Consider the following 17,836-nt stretch of genomic DNA (forward strand, 5'->3'; position numbering starts at 1 on the left):
CGTACCGGGGGCTTACAGCATCCGTACCTTAAAGCGGCGGCCCTTGATCTTGCCGTTGATCAGCCGCCCCAGTGCTTTCTTGGCAACGCTGCGCTCGATGGCGACAAAGGCGCTGTAGTCGGCGATATCGATCTTGCCTACCGCGCTGCCTGGAATCTCCGCGTCGCCGGTTAACGCACCCAGTAGATCGCCGGGGCGTACCTTGTCTTTGCGCCCGCCGGAGATCATCAGCGTCACCATCGGTGGCAGAAAGGCTTCTTGCGGATCCAGTGGGCGCAGGTCCGGGTCTTTGGGCTCAATGGGGCGCCCTTGATAGTCACTGATCAGGTCGATTTTGTACTGCTCCGACTCGCTAAACAGGCTCAATGCCAGCCCCTGCTGGCCGGCACGACCGGTACGGCCGATGCGGTGCACATAGGTGTCTGCCTGGCGCGGCAGATCGTAGTTGACCACCGCCGGCAGGTCGCTGATGTCGAGGCCGCGGGCGGCGACATCGGTGGCGATCAGCACCGACGCACTGCGGTTGGCAAAGCGCACCAGCATCTCGTCACGCTCGCGCTGCTCCATATCGCCGTGCAGCGCCAGTGCAACCAGCCCGGCTTGTTCCAGCTCGTAGCGCAGGTCGTCACAGCCCTGTTTGGTGTTACAGAACACCAGTGTCGATTCGGGGCGGTGGCGTTCCAGCCAATGGATCAGGGCGCGGCTTTTACCGGCTCGGTCGCAGCGATAAAAGCGCTGTTCGATCTGGGTTTCGCTGTGCTGTGCTTCGACACTGACGGTGATCGGCTCACGCTGAAAGCGGGCGCTGATGGCGGCGATCTCGTCCGGGTAGGTGGCGGAGAACAGCAGCGTTTGGCGGCTTGCAGGGGTGTGCTCGATGATGCCAGCGATGGCGTCGATAAAGCCCATGTCCAGCATCCGGTCCGCTTCGTCCAGCACCAGCGTGTTGAGCTGGTCCAGTTGCAAGGTACCTTTGCGCAGGTGGTCGGCGATGCGACCGGGGGTGCCGACCACGATATGGGCGCCGTGTTCGAGTGAGCCGATCTGGGGGCCAATGGGTTGGCCGCCGGCGATCATCAGAATCTTGATGTTGTCACGGTAGCGCGCCAGTCGGCGCAACTCTTTGGCCACCTGAGTCGCCAGTTCGCGGGTGGGGCAGAGCACCAGTCCCTGCACCCCGAAGAAACGCGGGTTGAGCTTTTCGATCAGACCGATACCGAAGCTGGCGGTTTTGCCGCTGCCGGTTTTGGCTTTGGCGATCAGGTCTTTGCCAGCCAGCGCATGGGGCAGACTGGCCGCCTGAATAGGCGTCATGGCGGCGTAGCCAAGGTCACTCAGGTTCTTAAGCTGGGCGTCAGGCAGGCTAAGGCTGGCAAAGTCGAAATCAGACATGGTGCGGGCTCGGTGGGATGATGCAATAAACGGAATGGAACGAATAAACAAAACGGCAGCCGCGAGGGCTGCCGTGTCAGTGTAGTGGTCAGTTTACCACTGCGGCGGTTAGTCGCACAGGGCGTCGAGCTTCTTCTTCAGAATCTGGTTGACCTGGCCCGGGTTGGCTTTGCCGCCGGAGGCTTTCATCACCTGTCCCATAAAGAAGCCGAGCATTTTGCCGCGTTTATCCGGCTCAGCGGCTTTGTACTGCTCAACCTGCGGCGTGGCGCCAGCGATCACCTGGTCCACAATCGCTTCAATAGCGCCGCTGTCAGTGACCTGCTTCAGGCCCTTGGCTTCAATCACCTCATCGGCGCTGCCTTCACCGTTCCACATGGCGTCGAACACTTTCTTGGCGATATTGCCGGAGATGGTGTTGTCCTTGATGCGAACCAGCAGGCCGCCCAGGGCTTCGGCGCTGACCGGGCTGGCGTCGATTTCGATACCGGCGGTGTTGAGGTATTTGGAAACTTCACCCAGCAGCCAGTTGGCGGCCAGCTTGGCATCGCCGCAGGCGTCAACGGCGGTTTCAAAGTAACTCGCCATGCTGCCGTAGGCGGCGAGAATGCCGGCGTCGTAGTCTGACAAACCGTACTGTTCCTTGAAGCGCGCCAGGCGGGCGTCCGGTAGCTCCGGCAGGGTGGCACGAATGGCGTCGATATAGTCGTCGTCGATCATCACCGGTAGCAGGTCGGGACAGGGGAAGTAACGGTAGTCGTTGGCTTCCTCTTTGGAGCGCATGCTGCGCGCTACTTTCGTGTCGCCGTTGTAGAGCCGGGTTTCCTGTACGATGGTGCCGCCGTCTTCGAGCACGTCGATCTGGCGCTCAACCTCCAGCTTGATGGCGTCCTCCATAAACTTGAAGGAGTTGAGGTTCTTGGTCTCGGTGCGGGTGCCGAACTCATCCTGCCCTTTGGGGCGGATTGAGACGTTGACGTCGCAACGGAACGAGCCCTGGGACATGTCGCCGTCGGAGATCCCCAGCGCGGTGACGATGGCGTGGATCTTCTTGGCGTAGGCCACCGCTTCTTTGGCGCTGCGGATATCGGGTTCGGAAACGATCTCGATCAGCGGCGTGCCGGCGCGGTTGAGGTCGATGCCGCTCATACCGTGAAAATCTTCGTGCAGCGACTTGCCCGCATCCTCTTCCAGGTGAGCGCGGGTGACGCCGATACGCTTGGTGGTGCCGTCGTCGAGTTGAATGTCGACGTGGCCCGGGCCAACGATGGGGTGGGCCAGCTGGCTGGTCTGGTAGCCCTTGGGCAGGTCGGGGTAAAAGTAGTTCTTGCGGTCGAACACCGACTTCTTGCCGATCTCGGCATCGATGGCGAGGCCGAACTTGACCGCCATCTCCAGCGCCTTCTCGTTGAACACCGGCAACGTGCCCGGCAGCGCCAGATCAACCGCGCAGGCCTGGGTGTTGGGTTCGGCGCCAAAGGCGGTGCTGGCGCCGGAGAAAATTTTGGACTCAGTGGCAAGTTGGCAGTGGATCTCCAACCCGATAACCGTTTCCCATTGCATGATGTCTTCCTCGTTACCGCGGCGGGGCCACGGGATTCAATTCGTTTTCGCTGGCTGCAGCTACGCTCAGATACCCTTGGGCGCTTGCTGGTGCCAGTCGGTGGCCTGTTGGTAGCGATGGGCCACGTTCAACAATCGTGCTTCATCCCAGTAGTTGCCGATCAGCTGCAGGCCCACGGGCAGGCCATCAGCAAAGCCGACCGGCATGGAGAGGCCGGGCAGCCCGGCCAGGTTGACCGACAGGGTGAAAATATCTTCCAGGTACATGGACACCGGATCGGCATTCTTCTCGCCGATCTTGAAAGCCGGGTGCGGGGTGGTCGGGCCGAGGATCAGGTCGACGTCGTTCAGGGCGGCGACAAAGTCCTGCTTGATCAGGCGACGGATCTTCTGCGCCTTCAGGTAGTAAGCGTCGTAGTAGCCGGCCGACAGGGCGTAGGCGCCGATCATGATGCGGCGCTTAACCTCAGCGCCGAAGCCTTCGCCCCGGGAGCGTTTGTAGAGGTCTTCCAGATCAGCCGGGTTGTCGCAGCGGTAGCCGTAACGGACGCCGTCAAAGCGCGACAGGTTGGAGGACGCCTCCGCCGGTGCCAGTACGTAATAAGAGGGGATGCACAGCTCGGTATTCGGCAGGCTGATCTCCTTGACCGTGGCGCCCAGTGCTTCCAGCTCCTTGATTGCTGCCTGCACGGCGCTGGCGATGCGGCTGTCGACAGCGTCGCTGAAGTACTCTTTCGGCAGACCGATCTTGAGGCCGTCGAGGCTGTCGTTGAGACTGGCACTGTAGTCCGGCACGGTGCGGTCGATGCTAGTGGAGTCCTTGGGGTCAAAACCGGCCATGCAGTTCAGCAGCAGCGCGCAGTCTTCGGCGGTCTGGGCCATGGGGCCGCCCTGATCCAGCGAACTGGCGTAGGCGATCATGCCATAGCGGGAGACCCGGCCATAGGTGGGTTTGATGCCGGTGATGCCGCACAGTGCTGCCGGTTGGCGGATTGAGCCGCCGGTGTCGGTGCCGGTAGCACCCGGAGCCAGGCGCGCGGCGATCACTGCGGCAGAACCACCGGAAGAACCTCCGGGTACACAGTCAGGATTCCAGGGATTCTTGACCGCGCCGTAGAAGCTGGATTCGTTGGAGGAGCCCATGGCGAACTCGTCCATGTTGGTCTTGCCAAGGCTGACGGCGCCTGCGGCGTTGAACTTCTCGATCACGGTCGCGTCATAGGGCGCGATGAAATTGTCCAGCATCCGTGAGCCGCAGCTGGTACGCACGCCCTGAGTGCAGAAGATATCCTTGTGGGCGATCGGAATGCCGGTGAGCGCGGTGGCATCGCCGGCAGCACGGCGGGCGTCGGCGGCGGTAGCCTGTGCCAGCGCCTGTTCGGCGGTGACAGTGATAAAGCTGTTGTACTGGCCGTCGAGCTGTTCGATCCGGGTCAGATACGTCTGAGTCAGTTCCTGGCTGGAGAAGTCGCCGTTGGCAAGGCCAAGGCTGAGTTCGGCAAGGGTTTGGGTGTGCATCGTTGCCTGTTTCCGATAGCTGCGGGAGCCGGTGTCGCGTGGCGCCCTGTTCGATTCAATGGGTTGCGGGGTGGCCTTGTGCGGCGGGTTACTCGATCACCTTGGGGACCAGGAACAAACCGTTCTCGGTCGCCGGAGCGTTGGCCTGCAGCGCTTCGCGCTGATTTTGCTCGGTCACTGCGTCGGCACGCAGGCGCTGGCTGGCATCGTGGGGGTTGGCCATCGGTTCAAGGGCGCTGGTATCAGCGGCCTGCATCTGGTCGACCAGTGCCAGAATGTTGGAAAGGTGCTGTGCGTATTCAGGAATGTCGGCGTCATCAAGCTGAAGCCGGGCCAGATGGGCGATTTTTTCCACATCGGAGCGGTCAAGGGACATTTCTATTGATCCTGATCTGCGGTTACAAAAGGGGCCTTAAGGTAACATATTTGCACCTTGCCCAAAAAGCCCGCCATTGCTAGAGTTAGCGGTTTGTGTGTATGGGTCCCTGAATCACATTTTTTCATAGCGAAACGTTACATGTTCAAGAAATTACGCGGTATGTTTTCCAGTGACCTGTCGATCGATCTGGGTACGGCCAACACCCTGATTTATGTTCGCGACAAGGACGTGGTGCTCAACGAGCCATCGGTGGTCGCCATTCGGCAGGTGGGCAATCAGAAATCGGTGGTTGCGGTCGGTACTGATGCCAAGCGCATGCTGGGGCGTACACCCAGCAATATCTCGGCCATTCGGCCGCTCAAAGACGGCGTTATCGCCGACTTCCACGTTACCGAAAAGATGCTGCAGCATTTCATCGCCAAGGTGCATGAAAACTCCTGGATGAACCCCAGTCCGCGGGTGCTGGTTTGCGTGCCCTGCAAATCCACCCAAGTGGAACGTCGGGCGATCAAGGAATCGGCCATGGGTGCGGGTGCCCGCGAGGTTTACCTGATTGACGAACCGATGGCAGCGGCCATCGGCGCTGGACTGCCGGTGGAAGAGGCCAGCGGTTCCATGGTGGTGGATATCGGTGGTGGTACTACCGAGATCGCAATTATCTCGCTTAACGGCATTGTTTACGCCGAGTCCGTGCGTGTCGGTGGTGACCGCTTTGACGAATCCATCGTTACCTACGTGCGCCGCAACTACGGCAGCCTGATCGGTGACGCCACCGCGGAGCGGATCAAGCAGGAGATCGGTACCGCTTATCCCTCCAGCGAGATCCGTGAGATCGACGTGCGTGGTCGTAACCTGGCGGAGGGCATTCCGCGTAGCTTCACTCTTAACAGCAACGAGATCATGGAAGCGCTGCAGGAGCCGCTGTCGGCAATCGTGCAGTCGGTTAAAAGTGCGCTGGAGCAGTGTCCGCCGGAACTGGCTTCCGATATCGCCGAAAGTGGTATCGTGCTGACCGGTGGTGGTGCGCTGCTGCGCGATCTTGATCGACTGCTGGCGGAGGAGACCGGCCTGTCGGTAATTGTCGCCGAAGATCCGCTGACCTGTGTTGCCCGCGGTGGCGGCAAGGCGCTGGAGATGATTGATAAGCACGCGTTTGAGTTGCTGGCTACTGACTGATCGTGAAGGGACACCGCTTGACGGCACCGCTTGCAACGCGCCGCTCTTTGGGTGGTGCGGGGGTGTCCTATTAGCTCTATCTTTCGCACCGAATCCGGTCGTAGCGGTATCGTTCTGATACTGCTGTTATCAGCTGCGCTGATGGCAACCGATCTGCTATGGAAACCGATGGCTCATTATCGCGGCTACCTGACCCTGCTGGTTACCCCGGTGCAGTGGCTGGTGGACGTGCCTACCCGGGTGTGGATGACGGTTAACAGTAAGATTACCGATCGTGACGCCCTGCAGCAGGAGAACGGTCGCCTGCGCAGCGACATATTATTGATGTCGAGACAACTGCAGCGGATGGATGACCTGACCACAGAAAACGCCCGCCTGCGGCTGCTGTTGAATGGTTCCCGTCGCCTCGATGAGCGGGTGCAGTTAGCGGAGCTGATCGGAGTTAACGCTGATCCCTTTATCCACCAGATCGTGATCAACAAAGGGCTGCGTGACGGTGCCTATCTGGGTCAGCCGGTGCTGGACGAGAACGGCATCATGGGCCAACTGGTGGAAGTGGGCCCTTACACGTCACGGGTATTGCTCATCACTGACAACCAGCACGCGCTGCCGGTGCAGGTGGATCGCAGCGGCTTCAGGGCATTGCTGCTGGGCAACGGTAGCAAACAGTCGCTGCGACTCGATCATGTGCCGGACACGGCGGATATTCAGGTGGGCGACCTGCTGTTGAGCTCTGGCCTTGGCGGGCGCTTTCCGGCCGGTTATCCGGTGGCAGAAGTGAGTGAAATTGTCCACGATCCGGGACGCCCATTCGCGCTGGTGCGGGCGGTACCACGTGCACGTTTGGACAAGAGTCGTCATCTGTTGCTGGTGACCCGCCAGGAACCGCCGTTGCTGGATGGCCCCATTGCCGATCCGGTAGCCGCTCCCCCCACGGCATCTGCGCCCGCCTCGTCCGGTTCCAGCGCGTCCGGAGGTCAGCCGTGATGGCCGCCGCTCCTCACAACCGCTGGGTGATCCTGCTGACTTTCCTGCTGGCGCTGATGCTTAGTGCCATGCCGCTGCCGGAATATGTCGAGTGGGGACGACCGCAATGGGTCGCCTTGACGCTGATCTACTGGGTGGCTGCACTGCCGAACCGGGTCGGACCCTGGCAGGCCTGGATGCTGGGGCTGCTACTGGATATTCTGCAGGGCAGCTTGCTCGGAATCCATGCCCTGTCGCTGGCTGTCATCGCCTATATTATCCAGCTGTTGCATCGACGCTTTCGCATGTATCCGGTGTGGCAGCAGGCGATGCTGGTGTTGGTGCTGATCGGGACCTATCAGATGGCCCTCCAGTGGGCGCAGACACTCACCGGAACCGGCTCCGATACGCTGTTGTTTCTGCTGCCGTCACTGATCAGCACTTTGATCTGGCCCTGGCTGTTTGTGGTGCTGCGCAGCGTGCGTCGCGCGTTACAGGTGCGTTAGCGTGAGTGGCTCGCGGCGGCTGCTGCTGGCTTCGCAATCGCCACGCCGGCGCGAACTGCTGGCACAGATAGGCGTGCCGCTGGACTGCGTCCAGGTCGATGTAGACGAGAGCCCGCTGGCAGGCGAATCGCCTGCTGCCTATGTCGCCCGCCTGGCGCTGGCCAAAGCGCGGGCCGGCTGGCAGCTTGCCGGGCGCGGCCCGGTTCTTGGCAGCGATACCACCGTTGTTTGCGACCGGCAGATTCTCGGCAAACCGATGGATGAGGCCGACTGCGTGGCCACGCTGATGCGGTTGTCGGGGCGCACTCATCAGGTGCTGACCGCGGTGGCATTGGTGGATGATGAACGGGATGCGGTTGAGGTGGTCGAAACCGAGGTGGCTTTTCGTCCGCTCAGCGAGGATGAATGCCGGCGCTACTGGGCCACCGGCGAACCGCAGGATAAAGCCGGCAGCTACGGTATTCAGGGGCTGGGTGCGGTTTTTGTGGCCGCCATCAATGGCAGCTACTCCAGCGTGGTGGGGCTACCCTTACAGGAGACGGCGACATTGCTGAGCCAATTTGGCGTCGATGTCTGGCAGCAGCGCTGAGGAGCGACCGATGGGCGAAGAGATTCTGATCAACTTTACACCGATGGAAACCCGCGTTGCCGTGATCGAAAACGGTATGCTGCAAGAGGTCTACATCGAACGGGTTGAGAAGAGAGGGATCGTCGGCAACATCTATAAGGGTCGGGTTGCGCGCGTATTGCCCGGAATGCAGGCTGCCTTTGTCGATATCGGTCTGGAGCGCGCGGCGTTTATCCATGTCGCCGAGCTGTTGCCCAACCAGCATGGCGACGAAAAAGTATCGCCGCAGCCCAGCATCAGCACACTGCTGCGTGAAGGGCAGTCGCTGGTGGTGCAGGTTACCAAGGATCCGATCGGCTCCAAGGGCGCGCGGCTGACGACCCATCTGTCGATCCCCTCTCGCTATCTGGTGTTCATGCCGGATAACCCCCATGTCGGCATTTCGCAACGGATCGAAAGTGAAGTGGAGCGCGAGCGGCTGCGTAATGTGGTTACCGAAATGGTCGGGCAGGAGGAGGAGGTCACCGGTGGCTTTATCTTGCGGACCGTATCCGAAGGTGCCCGCGACGAGGATCTGCGCTCTGATATGCGTTTCCTGCTGCGGCTGTGGCGCAAAGTTCAGGGGCGGATGCAGAGTGCCGGGGCGCCGGAGGTGATCTACGAGGATCTGCCGTTGCATATGCGGATCTTGCGTGATGTTGCTTACCCGGTGGTAGAGCGGATCCGGATCGACTCGCGTGAAACCTTTCAGAAGGCCAGCGAGTTTGTCTCGACCCTGGTTCCCGAGATTGCCGACCGGCTGGAGTATTACCCCGGCGAGCGCCCGATATTCGATCTCTATAACGTCGAAGACGAGATCCAGAAAGGCCTGGGGCGCAAGGTTGAGCTCAAATCCGGTGGTTACTGCATCTTCGACCAGACCGAGGCGATGACTACGGTGGACGTCAATACCGGCGCTTATGTCGGTCACCGTAATCTCGAAGAAACCATCTTTAAAACCAACCTTGAGGCGGCGACCGCCATTGGCCGGCAGCTGCGGCTGCGCAATCTCGGCGGCATCATCATTATCGACTTTATCGACATGGAAGACCCGGAGCACCGGCGTCAGGTCCTGCGCACCCTGGAACGGGTGCTGGAGAAGGACCACGTCAAATCCAAGGTGACCGGAGTGTCCGAACTCGGACTGGTGGAGATGACCCGCAAGCGTACCCGTGAGAGTCTGGAGCAGCTGCTGTGCGAGCCCTGCGCCCAGTGTCAGGGGCGTGGCAGCATGAAAACGCCGGAAACCGTCTGTTACGAAATATTCCGCGAAATACTGCGCGAGGCGCGCGCCTACGATACGGATACCTATCTGGTATTGGCGGCGCAGTCGGTGGTCGACCGGCTGATGGATGTGGAGTCGGACCGCGTTGCCGATCTGGAAGAGTTTATCGGCAAGACCATTCAGTTTCAGGTCGAATCCCTCTATACCCCTGAGCAGTTTGACGTGGTGCTGCGCTAGCAACCGATGGCCACCCTGCTGCACTTTCCTCTTATCCGCCACCTGTTGCGCTGGTTGCTGTTACCGTTGCTGTTGCTGCTGGCGTTGATACTCACCCTGGGGCGGCTGAGTATGGCGTCGGTTGATCATTACCGTGCCGAACTCGAACAGTTGATGTCCGAACGTGGTCCCTATCCCGTGCGCATCGGCAAGCTGCAGGGCGGCTGGCATATCCTGTCGCCGACCTTGACCGCCAGCCGGCTGCTTGTCGGAGACGAGAACATACCGGCGCTGCGCCTCGATAAACTGGAGATGGAGCTGGATCTGCTGGCGTCCCTCTGGAATCGCCGGCCGGTGGCTCGTCGGCTACTGCTTGATGGTTTGGATCTGGCCGTTTGGCGCAACCACTACGGTGATTGGCAGCTGGCCGGTGCAGGCGCGGTGGCTGGTCAAAGCGCCGAGGAGGCCGATCTGATGCCGATTCTTCAGTCCCTGTGGCTGCAGCGTGAGGTGGCGATTCGCAACGCACGGCTACAGGTGACTTTGCAGGACCGAGATGTGGCAATGCCGGTGCAGCAGCTGGAGCTGGCGTGGCAGCACCGGGGCGATCGACAGCGTCTCTATGCCCGCCTTGGTCTGGACGATGAGGCAGCGATAACCCTGCGAGGTGCTTCCAGCGGCCGGCTTGGCACGGATGAGTTCCGGGGGAGTTATCATCTGCGCACATCGATGCTGGCGCCGGAGCTGTTGGCGGCGCTGCTGCCTGAGCAGCCGCCGCACCCTATGGAGCTGGGGCTGACCACCGAACTATGGGCGGAGGTTGAGGGGCACCAGCAGTGGGTGGGCGGGACCCTGAGCTTGCCCCGACTGGTGTGGCGTCGCGGCGACAGCTCATTGCGCGTCGATGACCTGATGGCCCGAATTCAGCTGGCGCACCAAGCTGATGGCAACTGGCATGCACAGCTTGACGCCATTCAGGGACGTCTCAGCGACGCCCCGCTCGGTGTTGGCGACCTCTCCTTGTGGGGTAACGGCACTGCGGTCAACGGCTTGGCTACCAAGGCAATGGCTTTGGAGCCGGTGTGGCAGCAGTTGCAGAGTCTGCCACTGCTGAACGCGGCGTTGCGCGAACGGTTGTCTCCTCTGAGCCCTAAAGGGACATTGCGTAACCTGCGTCTGAGTCGCCCCGAGGGGGCAGAGTGGTCGGCCTGGTCACTGGATGCGGATCTGGATCAGGTGGCGGTTGGGGCCTGGCACGGGGCACCCGAGGCACGCAATGTCAGCGGGCGTTTGCGTGTTGATGCTGAAGGTGGGCGTGTCGATCTTGACAGTCACGCCTTCTGGCTTAACTTCCCGGAACTGTATCGCCAGGGGTGGCAGTTTGAGCGCGCGAACGGAGCGGTGTCCTGGCGCCTGGATGAAGACAGGGTCCGAATCGAAAGCCAATTGCTGAGCCTGGGAAGCCGTGAGGTCAACGCCAACGGCCGCTTTGCCATCGATATTCCGCGCGCCGCCGTCGCAGCCGATGACGGGAGGCTGGTGCTGATGATTGGCATGCGTGACAGCAACGGTGCCCTGGCACCGCTGTTTGTTCCCGATCGTATTCTTGATCCGGCGCTGTTCCGCTGGCTCGAAGGCGCGCTTAATGAGGGCGTGCTCCACAGCGGCGGGCTGGTGTATGACGCGCCGCTCCGCCGCAGTGACAGCGTCGATCGGCAGCCGACTTTGCAGATGTTTTTTGATACCGGGGCCACCCGGCTGCGTTATCAAAGCGGCTGGCCGGCAGTAGAGGATGCTGATGCGTTTACCCTGATCAAGAACAGCGAAGTGTTGGTGGATATCCCCAGAGGGCGGGTGTATGACCAAACCCGAATCGAACGGGCCGAGGTTTATCTGCCCCCCAAATCCCACCGGCTCGAGGTGCGGGCGCGCTTGAATGGTCCCGCAGCCGATGGCCGTCTGGCGTTGCTGGAATCCCCCATAGGAGCCAAGCTCGGTGAAGAGTTCGAACGCTGGGAAGTCATGGGCGAGCTGCATACCGAACTCAATCTGGGTCTTGATCTTGACGCCTTTGAGCGTTCCAGTATCCGCGTCGACAGTCACGTCAGCCAGGGGGAATACTGGTCCAGGGCGTTGAATTTGCGGATAGAGGAGATTAACGGCAGCGTCCATTTCGATGAGACCCAGGGCCTCTATTCCGGCGTTATCAGCGGCCGCTTCTTTGATCGCCCCCTAGTGGCCCAGATCGACACCGAGGGGCAGGGCGCTGGCGCCACCACACGCATTCGTGGATGGGGGGGGATCACCATGAACGCGGTGCGCCGCTGGACCGGATTGCCGCTGATGGATGCTTTTGCCGGCGAAACGGACTACGCCTTCGAGCTGGATATCTGCGGTGAGCGACCGGGTTGCTCTGGACTGCGCCTCGATAGCAAGCTGCTGGGCGTAGTGGTCGATGCGCCGGCACCATTCGCCAAACGGGGAGGGGAGGCGGCACCCTTTAGCCTTGAACTGGACCTGACGCCGGGCTATCAGTGGCTGAAACTGAGTTATCCCCAGCTGGATGGGTTGCTGGCGTTGCAGGCGGGCGAGTTGCGTGGGGGGGAGCTGTCGTTGGGGCGCGACTACCCGCAGCTTCAACCACGCACCGATGGGATTGCGGTGCATGTGGCGGTTGATGATATCGAGCTGGATCAGTGGCAGGCGTTTATCGAGCATCATCTGCTGGCAGGACGTAGTCTGACCGATACCGAACCGGCACCCGCAGATGCCGTGCAGCTGGTGGATCTGGATCTGCGCAGCAACCGGGTCAGCTATCAGGGGCGGCAGCTGCACGCAGTTGATGCGCGCATCCAGCAGCAGGGCCCTGGTTGGCGCTTGAACCTCAACAGCCGTGAGCTTGAGGGGGTCGTTATTCTGCCGAAAACATCGGGTCAGGTGGTTGTCGCGGAGCTGGAGCGCCTTTACCTGCCGTCTGCCGATGCTGATCAGTCCGAGGCGGACCCGTTGCTCGACTACGATCCGCGCCAGTTGCCCAGGGTCGATTTCCGGGTCGCCGACCTGCGTCGGGGTGACGAGTCATACGGCCGCTGGCAGTTCAAGCTCAGACCGGATCAGCAGGGTGCTCGCTTCCTTGAGGTCCAGAGTGATGTCAGAGGGCTCAAGCTGGGGGGCGAGCTTTACTGGGCCTTTGACGGCAGTGGCCACCAGACTGAGGCCCGGATCGATGCCGAGGCAGCTAATTTGGGTGACGTCATGGCCGCCTGGGGCTCTGCGCGCAGTCTCGAAACGGAATCGGCCAGGTTTGCCGGCACGCTGCGCTGGCAGGGCTCGCCGGCGGGATTTGACTGGAACTCGCTGGCGGGAAGCAGCAGCTTCCACGCCGAGCGGGGGCAGATACTCGATACCGGTGATCGGCCTGTACTGAAGCTGTTTAGTTTAGTCAACGTCAGTACCCTGCTGCGCCGCCTGAGTCTGGATTTTAAGGATCTGACCACGGAAGGAACCTTTTTCGACAGTATGGACTTCGAGCTGGCATTGAGCGCCGGTGTTGCCTCGACGACCCAGCCGGCTACCCTGATCAGTCCCACCTATGATCTGGAGCTGGAGGGCGATGTCGATCTGGGGCGCGAGCAGTTGGATCTAACCATGCTGGTGCAACTGCCGGTGGCTGAAAATCTGCCCATTGCGGCGGCGTTGCTGGCCTCTCCGGCCATTGCCGGAGCCGTGTTTCTGGTGGAACGGCTGATCGGCAAGCAACTCAAGCGCTTTACTTCGGTTCGTTATCAACTGAGCGGACCCTGGGAAAGCCCCGCTATGGAACTGATCAGCAAGCCCGAGGCTGCGCAGCCCGATCGCACTCGCCCGCTCGACGCAGACCTGTAACGGAGAAAAAACCGCCAGTGAGCGGTCTATAGTTAGGCTGTAACCGGTAACTGAGAGCGGGCGACCGCTCGGGAGCTTGAGGTGGTTATCGACCTGATGGTCGAGCGCATCTGGGCTGAAGCTCGACCCATTGTATTGTCCTGGTCCGATGAGGCTTCGGAGATCTTCGTCATTGATCTGCCGTTGACTCAGGTGGCTCCTGTCCTGGATACCTTGTCGTCACGGCTGATTGCACCCTCGTTGTTGCGACTCGATGGCATCAATCTGGCGCGGGCGCGCGCCCTGGATCCCCATGTCATGCAGCAGATTATTCGAACCTCGGCTCGTTCCACGGTGCATTGCCTGCGCGGCGACGTGGGGGAAGTGGGAGCGAGCTGCTATTTCTATCTCTGGACCGACGCGGAGCGCCAGCGGCTCGAGGTTGAAATGGTGTTCTGGAATGACGTGTGCTTTCCGGCCGGCCGTCCGCTGGCCCGGCATAAATGGCTGCTGGGCCAGCTGTTGCGGGTCGCCGAAGCGGTGCGCGGTGACAATCACCAGAGCAAATGCATTCTCAGCCGCGAATATAACGCCGAGCCGCGGGAGCTGCTTTCCAGTGCCCGGGTAGCGATCTGGTGACCGCGTGAACTCGGGGTTTGGCGCTCTTAGCCATTGTGCACAGACCGATTATTACGAGCTGGCGGTGATGCAAGGCCAGTGGTTGCGAATCTGCTACCGCGACGGGGAACGGGTACGACGGCTGCGTGTGTTGCCCACCGATCTGGTAGTTCACGAGGGTGAGGATTGTCTGCTGGTAACCACTGACGCCGGCGAGCCGCGGCGGATGCCGCTTTCAAGGATCACTTGGGTTGAAGAGTTCGAGGCGCAATTGCGCAGCGGCAGATGATCCCAAACGCGACAATGGTTTACACTGGTGCCTGACTTTTAGACGAGGAGTTTTCGGTGTCTTCTGAGCAGGCTCAAGGCAGTACCTTTATTCGTCGTACCTTCCCGGTCGGTCCGCTGCAGTGCAATTGCACCATTCTGGGTGACCGTCGCACCGGTGAAGCGATGGTGATAGATCCCGGCGGTGATGCCGAAAAAATTCTGGCCGAGGTCGAAGATCTGGGGCTGAAGGTGGTGGCGATCTACCATACCCATGCCCACCTGGACCACATTCTGGCTGCCGGCGCGATCAAAGCCAAGACCGGAGCCCCGATCTATCTTCACGAGGATGACCGCTTTCTGTGGGATCTGCTGGAGCAGCAGTGCCGCATGTTTGGGGTGCCTTACGCGCCGCAGCCGGACCCTGACGCCCATGTGGGCGATGACCAGGTGCTTGATTGTTGTGGTGGCGTTGCTATCCATACCCCAGGCCATAGTCCCGGTTCCACCAGTTTCTGGTTTGAAGACGCCAAGTTGCTGGTGGCGGGAGATACCCTTTTCCGCCGCTCCATCGGGCGTACCGACCTTTGGGGCGGTGACTACGACCAGCTCGAGAAGTCGATCAAGGAGCGCCTCTTTACCCTCGATGAATCTGCCACGGTGGTGACCGGGCATGGCCCGGATACCTCTATTGGCGAAGAGCGGGAGGAGAACCCCTTTGTCGGTGGCTGACAGGGTAGCCGGTCGCGTTGCGGCACTGCAGATGGTCAGCGGGGCTGACTGGCAGCAGAATCTGCGGAGCGCGGCGGACCTGATTGGGCAAGCGGCGGCGGGGGGGGCGCAGCTGCTGCTGTTGCCGGAAAATTTCGCCGTGTTCGATAGTCAACAGCTTCTCGAGCGTGGCCGACCGGAGCAGGATCCTGACGGGCCAATACGCACATTTCTGGCGCAGCAGGCCCGGCAGCATGGGGTATGGCTGGTGGCCGGCTCGCTGCCGATCCTGTCGGCTGACGGCCGGCGTGTGCGCGCCGCCTGCCTGGTGTATGACGATCAGGGGCAGGAGGTGGCCCGTTACGACAAGCTGCATCTGTTCGATGTTGACGTGGCTGATGCGCAGGCGGCCTATCGCGAATCGGAGCAGATCGAACCTGGCGATGCGCTGGTGGTGGTTGATACACCGGTGGGGCGCCTGGGGTTGAGCATCTGCTATGACCTGCGCTTTCCGCAGTTGTATCAGCAGCTGGCAAACGCGGGGGCGGAACTGATCAGCGTTCCCGCGGCCTTTACCCAGGTGACGGGCGAAGCCCACTGGGAGCTGTTGTTGCGGGCGCGCGCGATCGAAACCCAGTGTTACCTGATCGCCGCCAATCAGGGTGGGGTGCACAACGCCCGGCGGGAAACCTTCGGACACTCGATGGTGGTCGATCCCTGGGGGCGGGTGCTGAACCGGCATGCCCGGGGAGAGTCCGTGGTTGTGGCGGATACGAATCTGGAGCTGGTGGCCGAGATGCGCCGCAAAATGCCGCTGTTGGCGCATCGTCGCGCTCTCGGTATGCTGCCAACGCGTGACGGCGGTTAGTCGTCAGCCAGCTCGCGAATATATTTGAACAGTTTGCGCGCCGCGGCCGGTGGCTTGTTCCGCTCTGCTTCCTTGCGGGCGTTGCGCATCAGTTGGCGCAGATGCTGGCGTTCTGCGGCGGGGTAGGCTTCCATAAAGGGCTCGAGGTGGTCATCACTGGCAATCAGCTTGTCGCGCCAGCTTTCCAGCTGGTGGAAGTAACGAATGTAGGCCTGGGTGCCAGCCTCCTGGCGTTCGATCACTTCCCGCACCTGATCGACGTCGACATCGCGCATTAGTTTGCCGATATACTGCAAGTGCCGCCGGCGGGCTTCGTTGGAGCGAATGCGCTTCATCTCTTCAATGGCGGCGCGCATCTCGGCATTGAGATCGAGCTTGTCGAGCATCTCCGATTTTTGCGCCAGCAGTTTGCGGCCGAGTTCCTGCAGGTCATGCATCTCGCGCTTCAGCTGGGTCTTGCTTTTAAGCTCCTGGTCTTCGCCGGACTCGGCGTCGTCGAATAGATCGGTCATCAGTTATCTCATGCGTAAAAGAGGGTGGCCAAGCCCAGAAAGGCAAAGAAGCCCACCACGTCAGTAATCGTTGTCAACAATACCCCACCAGCCAGTGCCGGGTCGATTCCCCAGGCGCGTAACGCCAGCGGCAGGGTGGTGCCCGCCAGTGCCGCAATCAGCAGGTTGATCATCAGGGCGGCGGCGATCAGGCCGCTTAGTAGCGGGTCATCAAACCACCAGCCAGCGGCGGCCGCGACTACAACCGCCCATAGCAGGCCATTCAGTGCGCCGACCACTAGCTCGCGGTTGAGCAGCCAGCGGGTGTTGCCCCGGTCCACTTGGCCGAGCGCCATGGCCCGTATAATCAGGGTCAGCGTCTGGCTGCCGGCAATGCCTCCCATGCTGGCAACGATCGGCATCAGTACCGCCAGAGCCACCACTTTCTCAATGGTATGCTCAAACAGACCGATCACTGCCGCCGCCGTAAAAGCAGTGAGCAGATTGATGCCCAGCCAGATGGCGCGGCGGCGTGCGGTTTTCATGGTCGGGGCGAAGGTGTCTTCATCTTCGTCGAGACCCGCCATGCTCATCAGCGAGTGATCGGCATCCTCGCGGATAACGTCGACTACGTCGTCGATGGTGATTCGCCCGAGCAGGTTGCCGAGGTCATCCACTACCGGTGCCGATACCAGATCCAACTGCTCGAAGATCTTGGCGACTTCGGCATCATGGGTATCGGCGTGGATCGGTTCGATATCGGTGATCATCAGTTCCCGCACCAGGGTGTCGGGTTGGCTGACAAGCATCCGGGTCAGGGGCAGGATGCCGAGGAACTGGTCCTGGCGGCTGACCACCAGCAGGCTGTCGGTCATCTCGGGCAGTTCCGGGTGCAGACGCAGATAGCGCAAGGCGGTATCGATGCTGATATCGGGGCGCACGGTGATCACGTCGGTGGTCATCAAGCCGCCGGCGCTGTCCTCGGGATAGGCCAGCACCCGCTCCAGCCGCTCGCGGGTCTGGCTGTCCATCGCTTCCAGCACTTCCAGCACCACTGATTGTGGTAGCTGTTGCATGATGTCGGCGACATCATCGTCGTCCATGGTGCCGGTCACTGCGACCAGTGTGGCGGTGTCCATGCGACTGAGGAAATGTACTTGAACGTCGTCGCTCAGGTGCTGAAGGACCTCGCCCTCAAGGCTTTGGTCGAGCAGTTCCCACAGAGCTTCGCGTCGATGCGGCGGCGATGACTCGATCAGTCGGGCGACTTCAACCGGACGCAGGGTGCTGTTGATGGACTGGCGTACCCATTGTAATTCGCCGCTCTCGAGCGCTTCGGCAAGCAGGTCGCGGGATGTCTGTTCGGCGCTTTGGGCCATGGATGTCACGTCGATTGAATGGCGCGAGAAGTGCGGTGCTGGTGCGGCACCGCGGCGGCGTTCGGATTATAGCGTAAAGCGGGGTGGGGG

The 17,836-nt window shown here is 61.2% G+C and carries 16 protein-coding genes; 10 read left to right on the forward strand and 6 right to left on the reverse strand.

All coding sequences use genetic code 11. From position 1 onward, the window contains the following. Nucleotides 1–12 precede the first annotated feature (12 nt). From dbpA to gatC, 4 genes are all read right to left on the reverse strand, one after another. Nucleotides 13–1,392: an ATP-dependent RNA helicase DbpA gene (gene dbpA / locus JJQ76_RS09305; protein ID WP_210396540.1), complete on the reverse strand. Its 1,380-nt coding sequence runs from the start codon at nt 1,390–1,392 to the stop codon at nt 13–15. A 108-nt stretch (nt 1,393–1,500) separates the two neighbouring features. Beyond that, nucleotides 1,501–2,955 (reverse strand): Asp-tRNA(Asn)/Glu-tRNA(Gln) amidotransferase subunit GatB, encoded by a 1,455-nt coding sequence (gene gatB, locus JJQ76_RS09310; RefSeq protein WP_210396541.1) that lies wholly within the window; start codon nt 2,953–2,955, stop codon nt 1,501–1,503. Between the two features lie 66 nt (nt 2,956–3,021). Further along, complete coding sequence (gene gatA / locus JJQ76_RS09315) at nt 3,022–4,473, reverse strand: Asp-tRNA(Asn)/Glu-tRNA(Gln) amidotransferase subunit GatA (RefSeq protein WP_210396542.1); 1,452 nt, start codon at nt 4,471–4,473, stop codon at nt 3,022–3,024. A gap of 88 nt (nt 4,474–4,561) precedes the next feature. Next, entirely contained in the window at nt 4,562–4,849 is a 288-nt protein-coding gene (gene gatC, locus JJQ76_RS09320) for an Asp-tRNA(Asn)/Glu-tRNA(Gln) amidotransferase subunit GatC (protein WP_210396543.1), read from the reverse strand. 141 nt (nt 4,850–4,990) lie between these two features. On the opposite strand from gatC, the gene JJQ76_RS09325 reads away from it, so the two are divergent. The 10 genes from JJQ76_RS09325 to JJQ76_RS09370 all read left to right on the forward strand — a co-directional run bounded on the left by JJQ76_RS09325 (nt 4,991) and on the right by JJQ76_RS09370 (nt 15,876). After that, nucleotides 4,991–6,028, forward strand: a complete 1,038-nt coding sequence (locus JJQ76_RS09325) for a rod shape-determining protein (RefSeq protein ID WP_210396544.1) — start codon at nt 4,991–4,993, stop codon at nt 6,026–6,028. Between the two features lie 54 nt (nt 6,029–6,082). Next, a complete protein-coding gene (mreC, locus tag JJQ76_RS09330; RefSeq protein ID WP_210396749.1) occupies nt 6,083–7,015 on the forward strand; it encodes a rod shape-determining protein MreC in 933 nt (310 codons plus the stop codon). Continuing rightward, nucleotides 7,015–7,500, forward strand: a complete 486-nt coding sequence (gene mreD / locus JJQ76_RS09335; RefSeq protein ID WP_210396750.1) for a rod shape-determining protein MreD — start codon at nt 7,015–7,017, stop codon at nt 7,498–7,500. Before mreC ends, mreD begins: the two co-directional genes overlap by 1 nt. Before the next feature lies 1 nt (nt 7,501). Then, nucleotides 7,502–8,089, forward strand: coding sequence for a Maf family protein (locus JJQ76_RS09340; RefSeq protein WP_343232510.1), 588 nt, complete (start codon nt 7,502–7,504; stop codon nt 8,087–8,089). A gap of 10 nt (nt 8,090–8,099) precedes the next feature. Then, nucleotides 8,100–9,569 carry a ribonuclease G gene (rng, locus tag JJQ76_RS09345; protein WP_210396545.1) on the forward strand — a complete coding sequence of 490 codons (1,470 nt, stop codon included), beginning with the start codon at nt 8,100–8,102 and terminating at the stop codon, nt 9,567–9,569. 6 nt (nt 9,570–9,575) lie between these two features. Continuing rightward, nucleotides 9,576–13,433: a YhdP family protein gene (locus JJQ76_RS09350; protein ID WP_210396546.1), complete on the forward strand. Its 3,858-nt coding sequence runs from the start codon at nt 9,576–9,578 to the stop codon at nt 13,431–13,433. Nucleotides 13,434–13,514: 81 nt separating this feature from the next. Further along, on the forward strand, nt 13,515–14,051 hold the full coding sequence (locus tag JJQ76_RS09355; RefSeq protein WP_210396547.1) for a hypothetical protein: 537 nt from the start codon (nt 13,515–13,517) through the stop codon (nt 14,049–14,051). Nucleotides 14,052–14,055: 4 nt separating this feature from the next. Then, a complete protein-coding gene (locus JJQ76_RS09360; RefSeq protein ID WP_210396548.1) occupies nt 14,056–14,319 on the forward strand; it encodes a WYL domain-containing protein in 264 nt (87 codons plus the stop codon). Between the two features lie 56 nt (nt 14,320–14,375). Further along, nucleotides 14,376–15,029 carry an MBL fold metallo-hydrolase gene (locus JJQ76_RS09365; protein WP_210396549.1) on the forward strand — a complete coding sequence of 218 codons (654 nt, stop codon included), beginning with the start codon at nt 14,376–14,378 and terminating at the stop codon, nt 15,027–15,029. Then, the gene (locus JJQ76_RS09370; protein ID WP_343232511.1) at nt 15,022–15,876 is read left to right on the forward strand and encodes a carbon-nitrogen hydrolase family protein; all 855 of its coding nucleotides are present in this window, start codon (nt 15,022–15,024) and stop codon (nt 15,874–15,876) included. The genes JJQ76_RS09365 and JJQ76_RS09370 overlap by 8 nt, the downstream gene beginning before the upstream one ends. Here JJQ76_RS09370 and yjgA read toward each other — a convergent pair. Continuing rightward, nucleotides 15,873–16,388 carry a ribosome biogenesis factor YjgA gene (gene yjgA / locus JJQ76_RS09375; RefSeq protein WP_210396551.1) on the reverse strand — a complete coding sequence of 172 codons (516 nt, stop codon included), beginning with the start codon at nt 16,386–16,388 and terminating at the stop codon, nt 15,873–15,875. The genes JJQ76_RS09370 and yjgA overlap by 4 nt on opposite strands. Before the next feature lie 8 nt (nt 16,389–16,396). Further along, nucleotides 16,397–17,746 carry a magnesium transporter gene (gene mgtE / locus JJQ76_RS09380; RefSeq protein ID WP_210396552.1) on the reverse strand — a complete coding sequence of 450 codons (1,350 nt, stop codon included), beginning with the start codon at nt 17,744–17,746 and terminating at the stop codon, nt 16,397–16,399. Nucleotides 17,747–17,836 lie beyond the last annotated feature (90 nt).

Origin of the sequence: Motiliproteus sediminis (genome assembly GCF_017912535.1) — a bacterium.
In the GTDB taxonomy this organism is placed as follows: domain Bacteria; phylum Pseudomonadota; class Gammaproteobacteria; order Pseudomonadales; family Balneatricaceae; genus Motiliproteus; species Motiliproteus sediminis.

Excerpts from the sequence above, each read along its gene's own strand:
- dbpA (WP_210396540.1), bottom strand. The coding sequence starts at position 1,392 with ATGTCTGATTTCGACTTTGCCAGCCTTAGCCTGCCTGACGCCCAGCTT.
- gatB (WP_210396541.1), bottom strand. The coding sequence starts at position 2,955 with ATGCAATGGGAAACGGTTATCGGGTTGGAGATCCACTGCCAACTTGCC.
- gatA (WP_210396542.1), bottom strand. The coding sequence starts at position 4,473 with ATGCACACCCAAACCCTTGCCGAACTCAGCCTTGGCCTTGCCAACGGC.
- gatC (WP_210396543.1), bottom strand. The coding sequence starts at position 4,849 with ATGTCCCTTGACCGCTCCGATGTGGAAAAAATCGCCCATCTGGCCCGG.
- JJQ76_RS09325 (WP_210396544.1), top strand. The coding sequence starts at position 4,991 with ATGTTCAAGAAATTACGCGGTATGTTTTCCAGTGACCTGTCGATCGAT.
- mreD (WP_210396750.1), top strand. The coding sequence starts at position 7,015 with ATGGCCGCCGCTCCTCACAACCGCTGGGTGATCCTGCTGACTTTCCTG.
- rng (WP_210396545.1), top strand. The coding sequence starts at position 8,100 with ATGGGCGAAGAGATTCTGATCAACTTTACACCGATGGAAACCCGCGTT.
- JJQ76_RS09350 (WP_210396546.1), top strand. The coding sequence starts at position 9,576 with ATGGCCACCCTGCTGCACTTTCCTCTTATCCGCCACCTGTTGCGCTGG.
- yjgA (WP_210396551.1), bottom strand. The coding sequence starts at position 16,388 with ATGACCGATCTATTCGACGACGCCGAGTCCGGCGAAGACCAGGAGCTT.
- mgtE (WP_210396552.1), bottom strand. The coding sequence starts at position 17,746 with ATGGCCCAAAGCGCCGAACAGACATCCCGCGACCTGCTTGCCGAAGCG.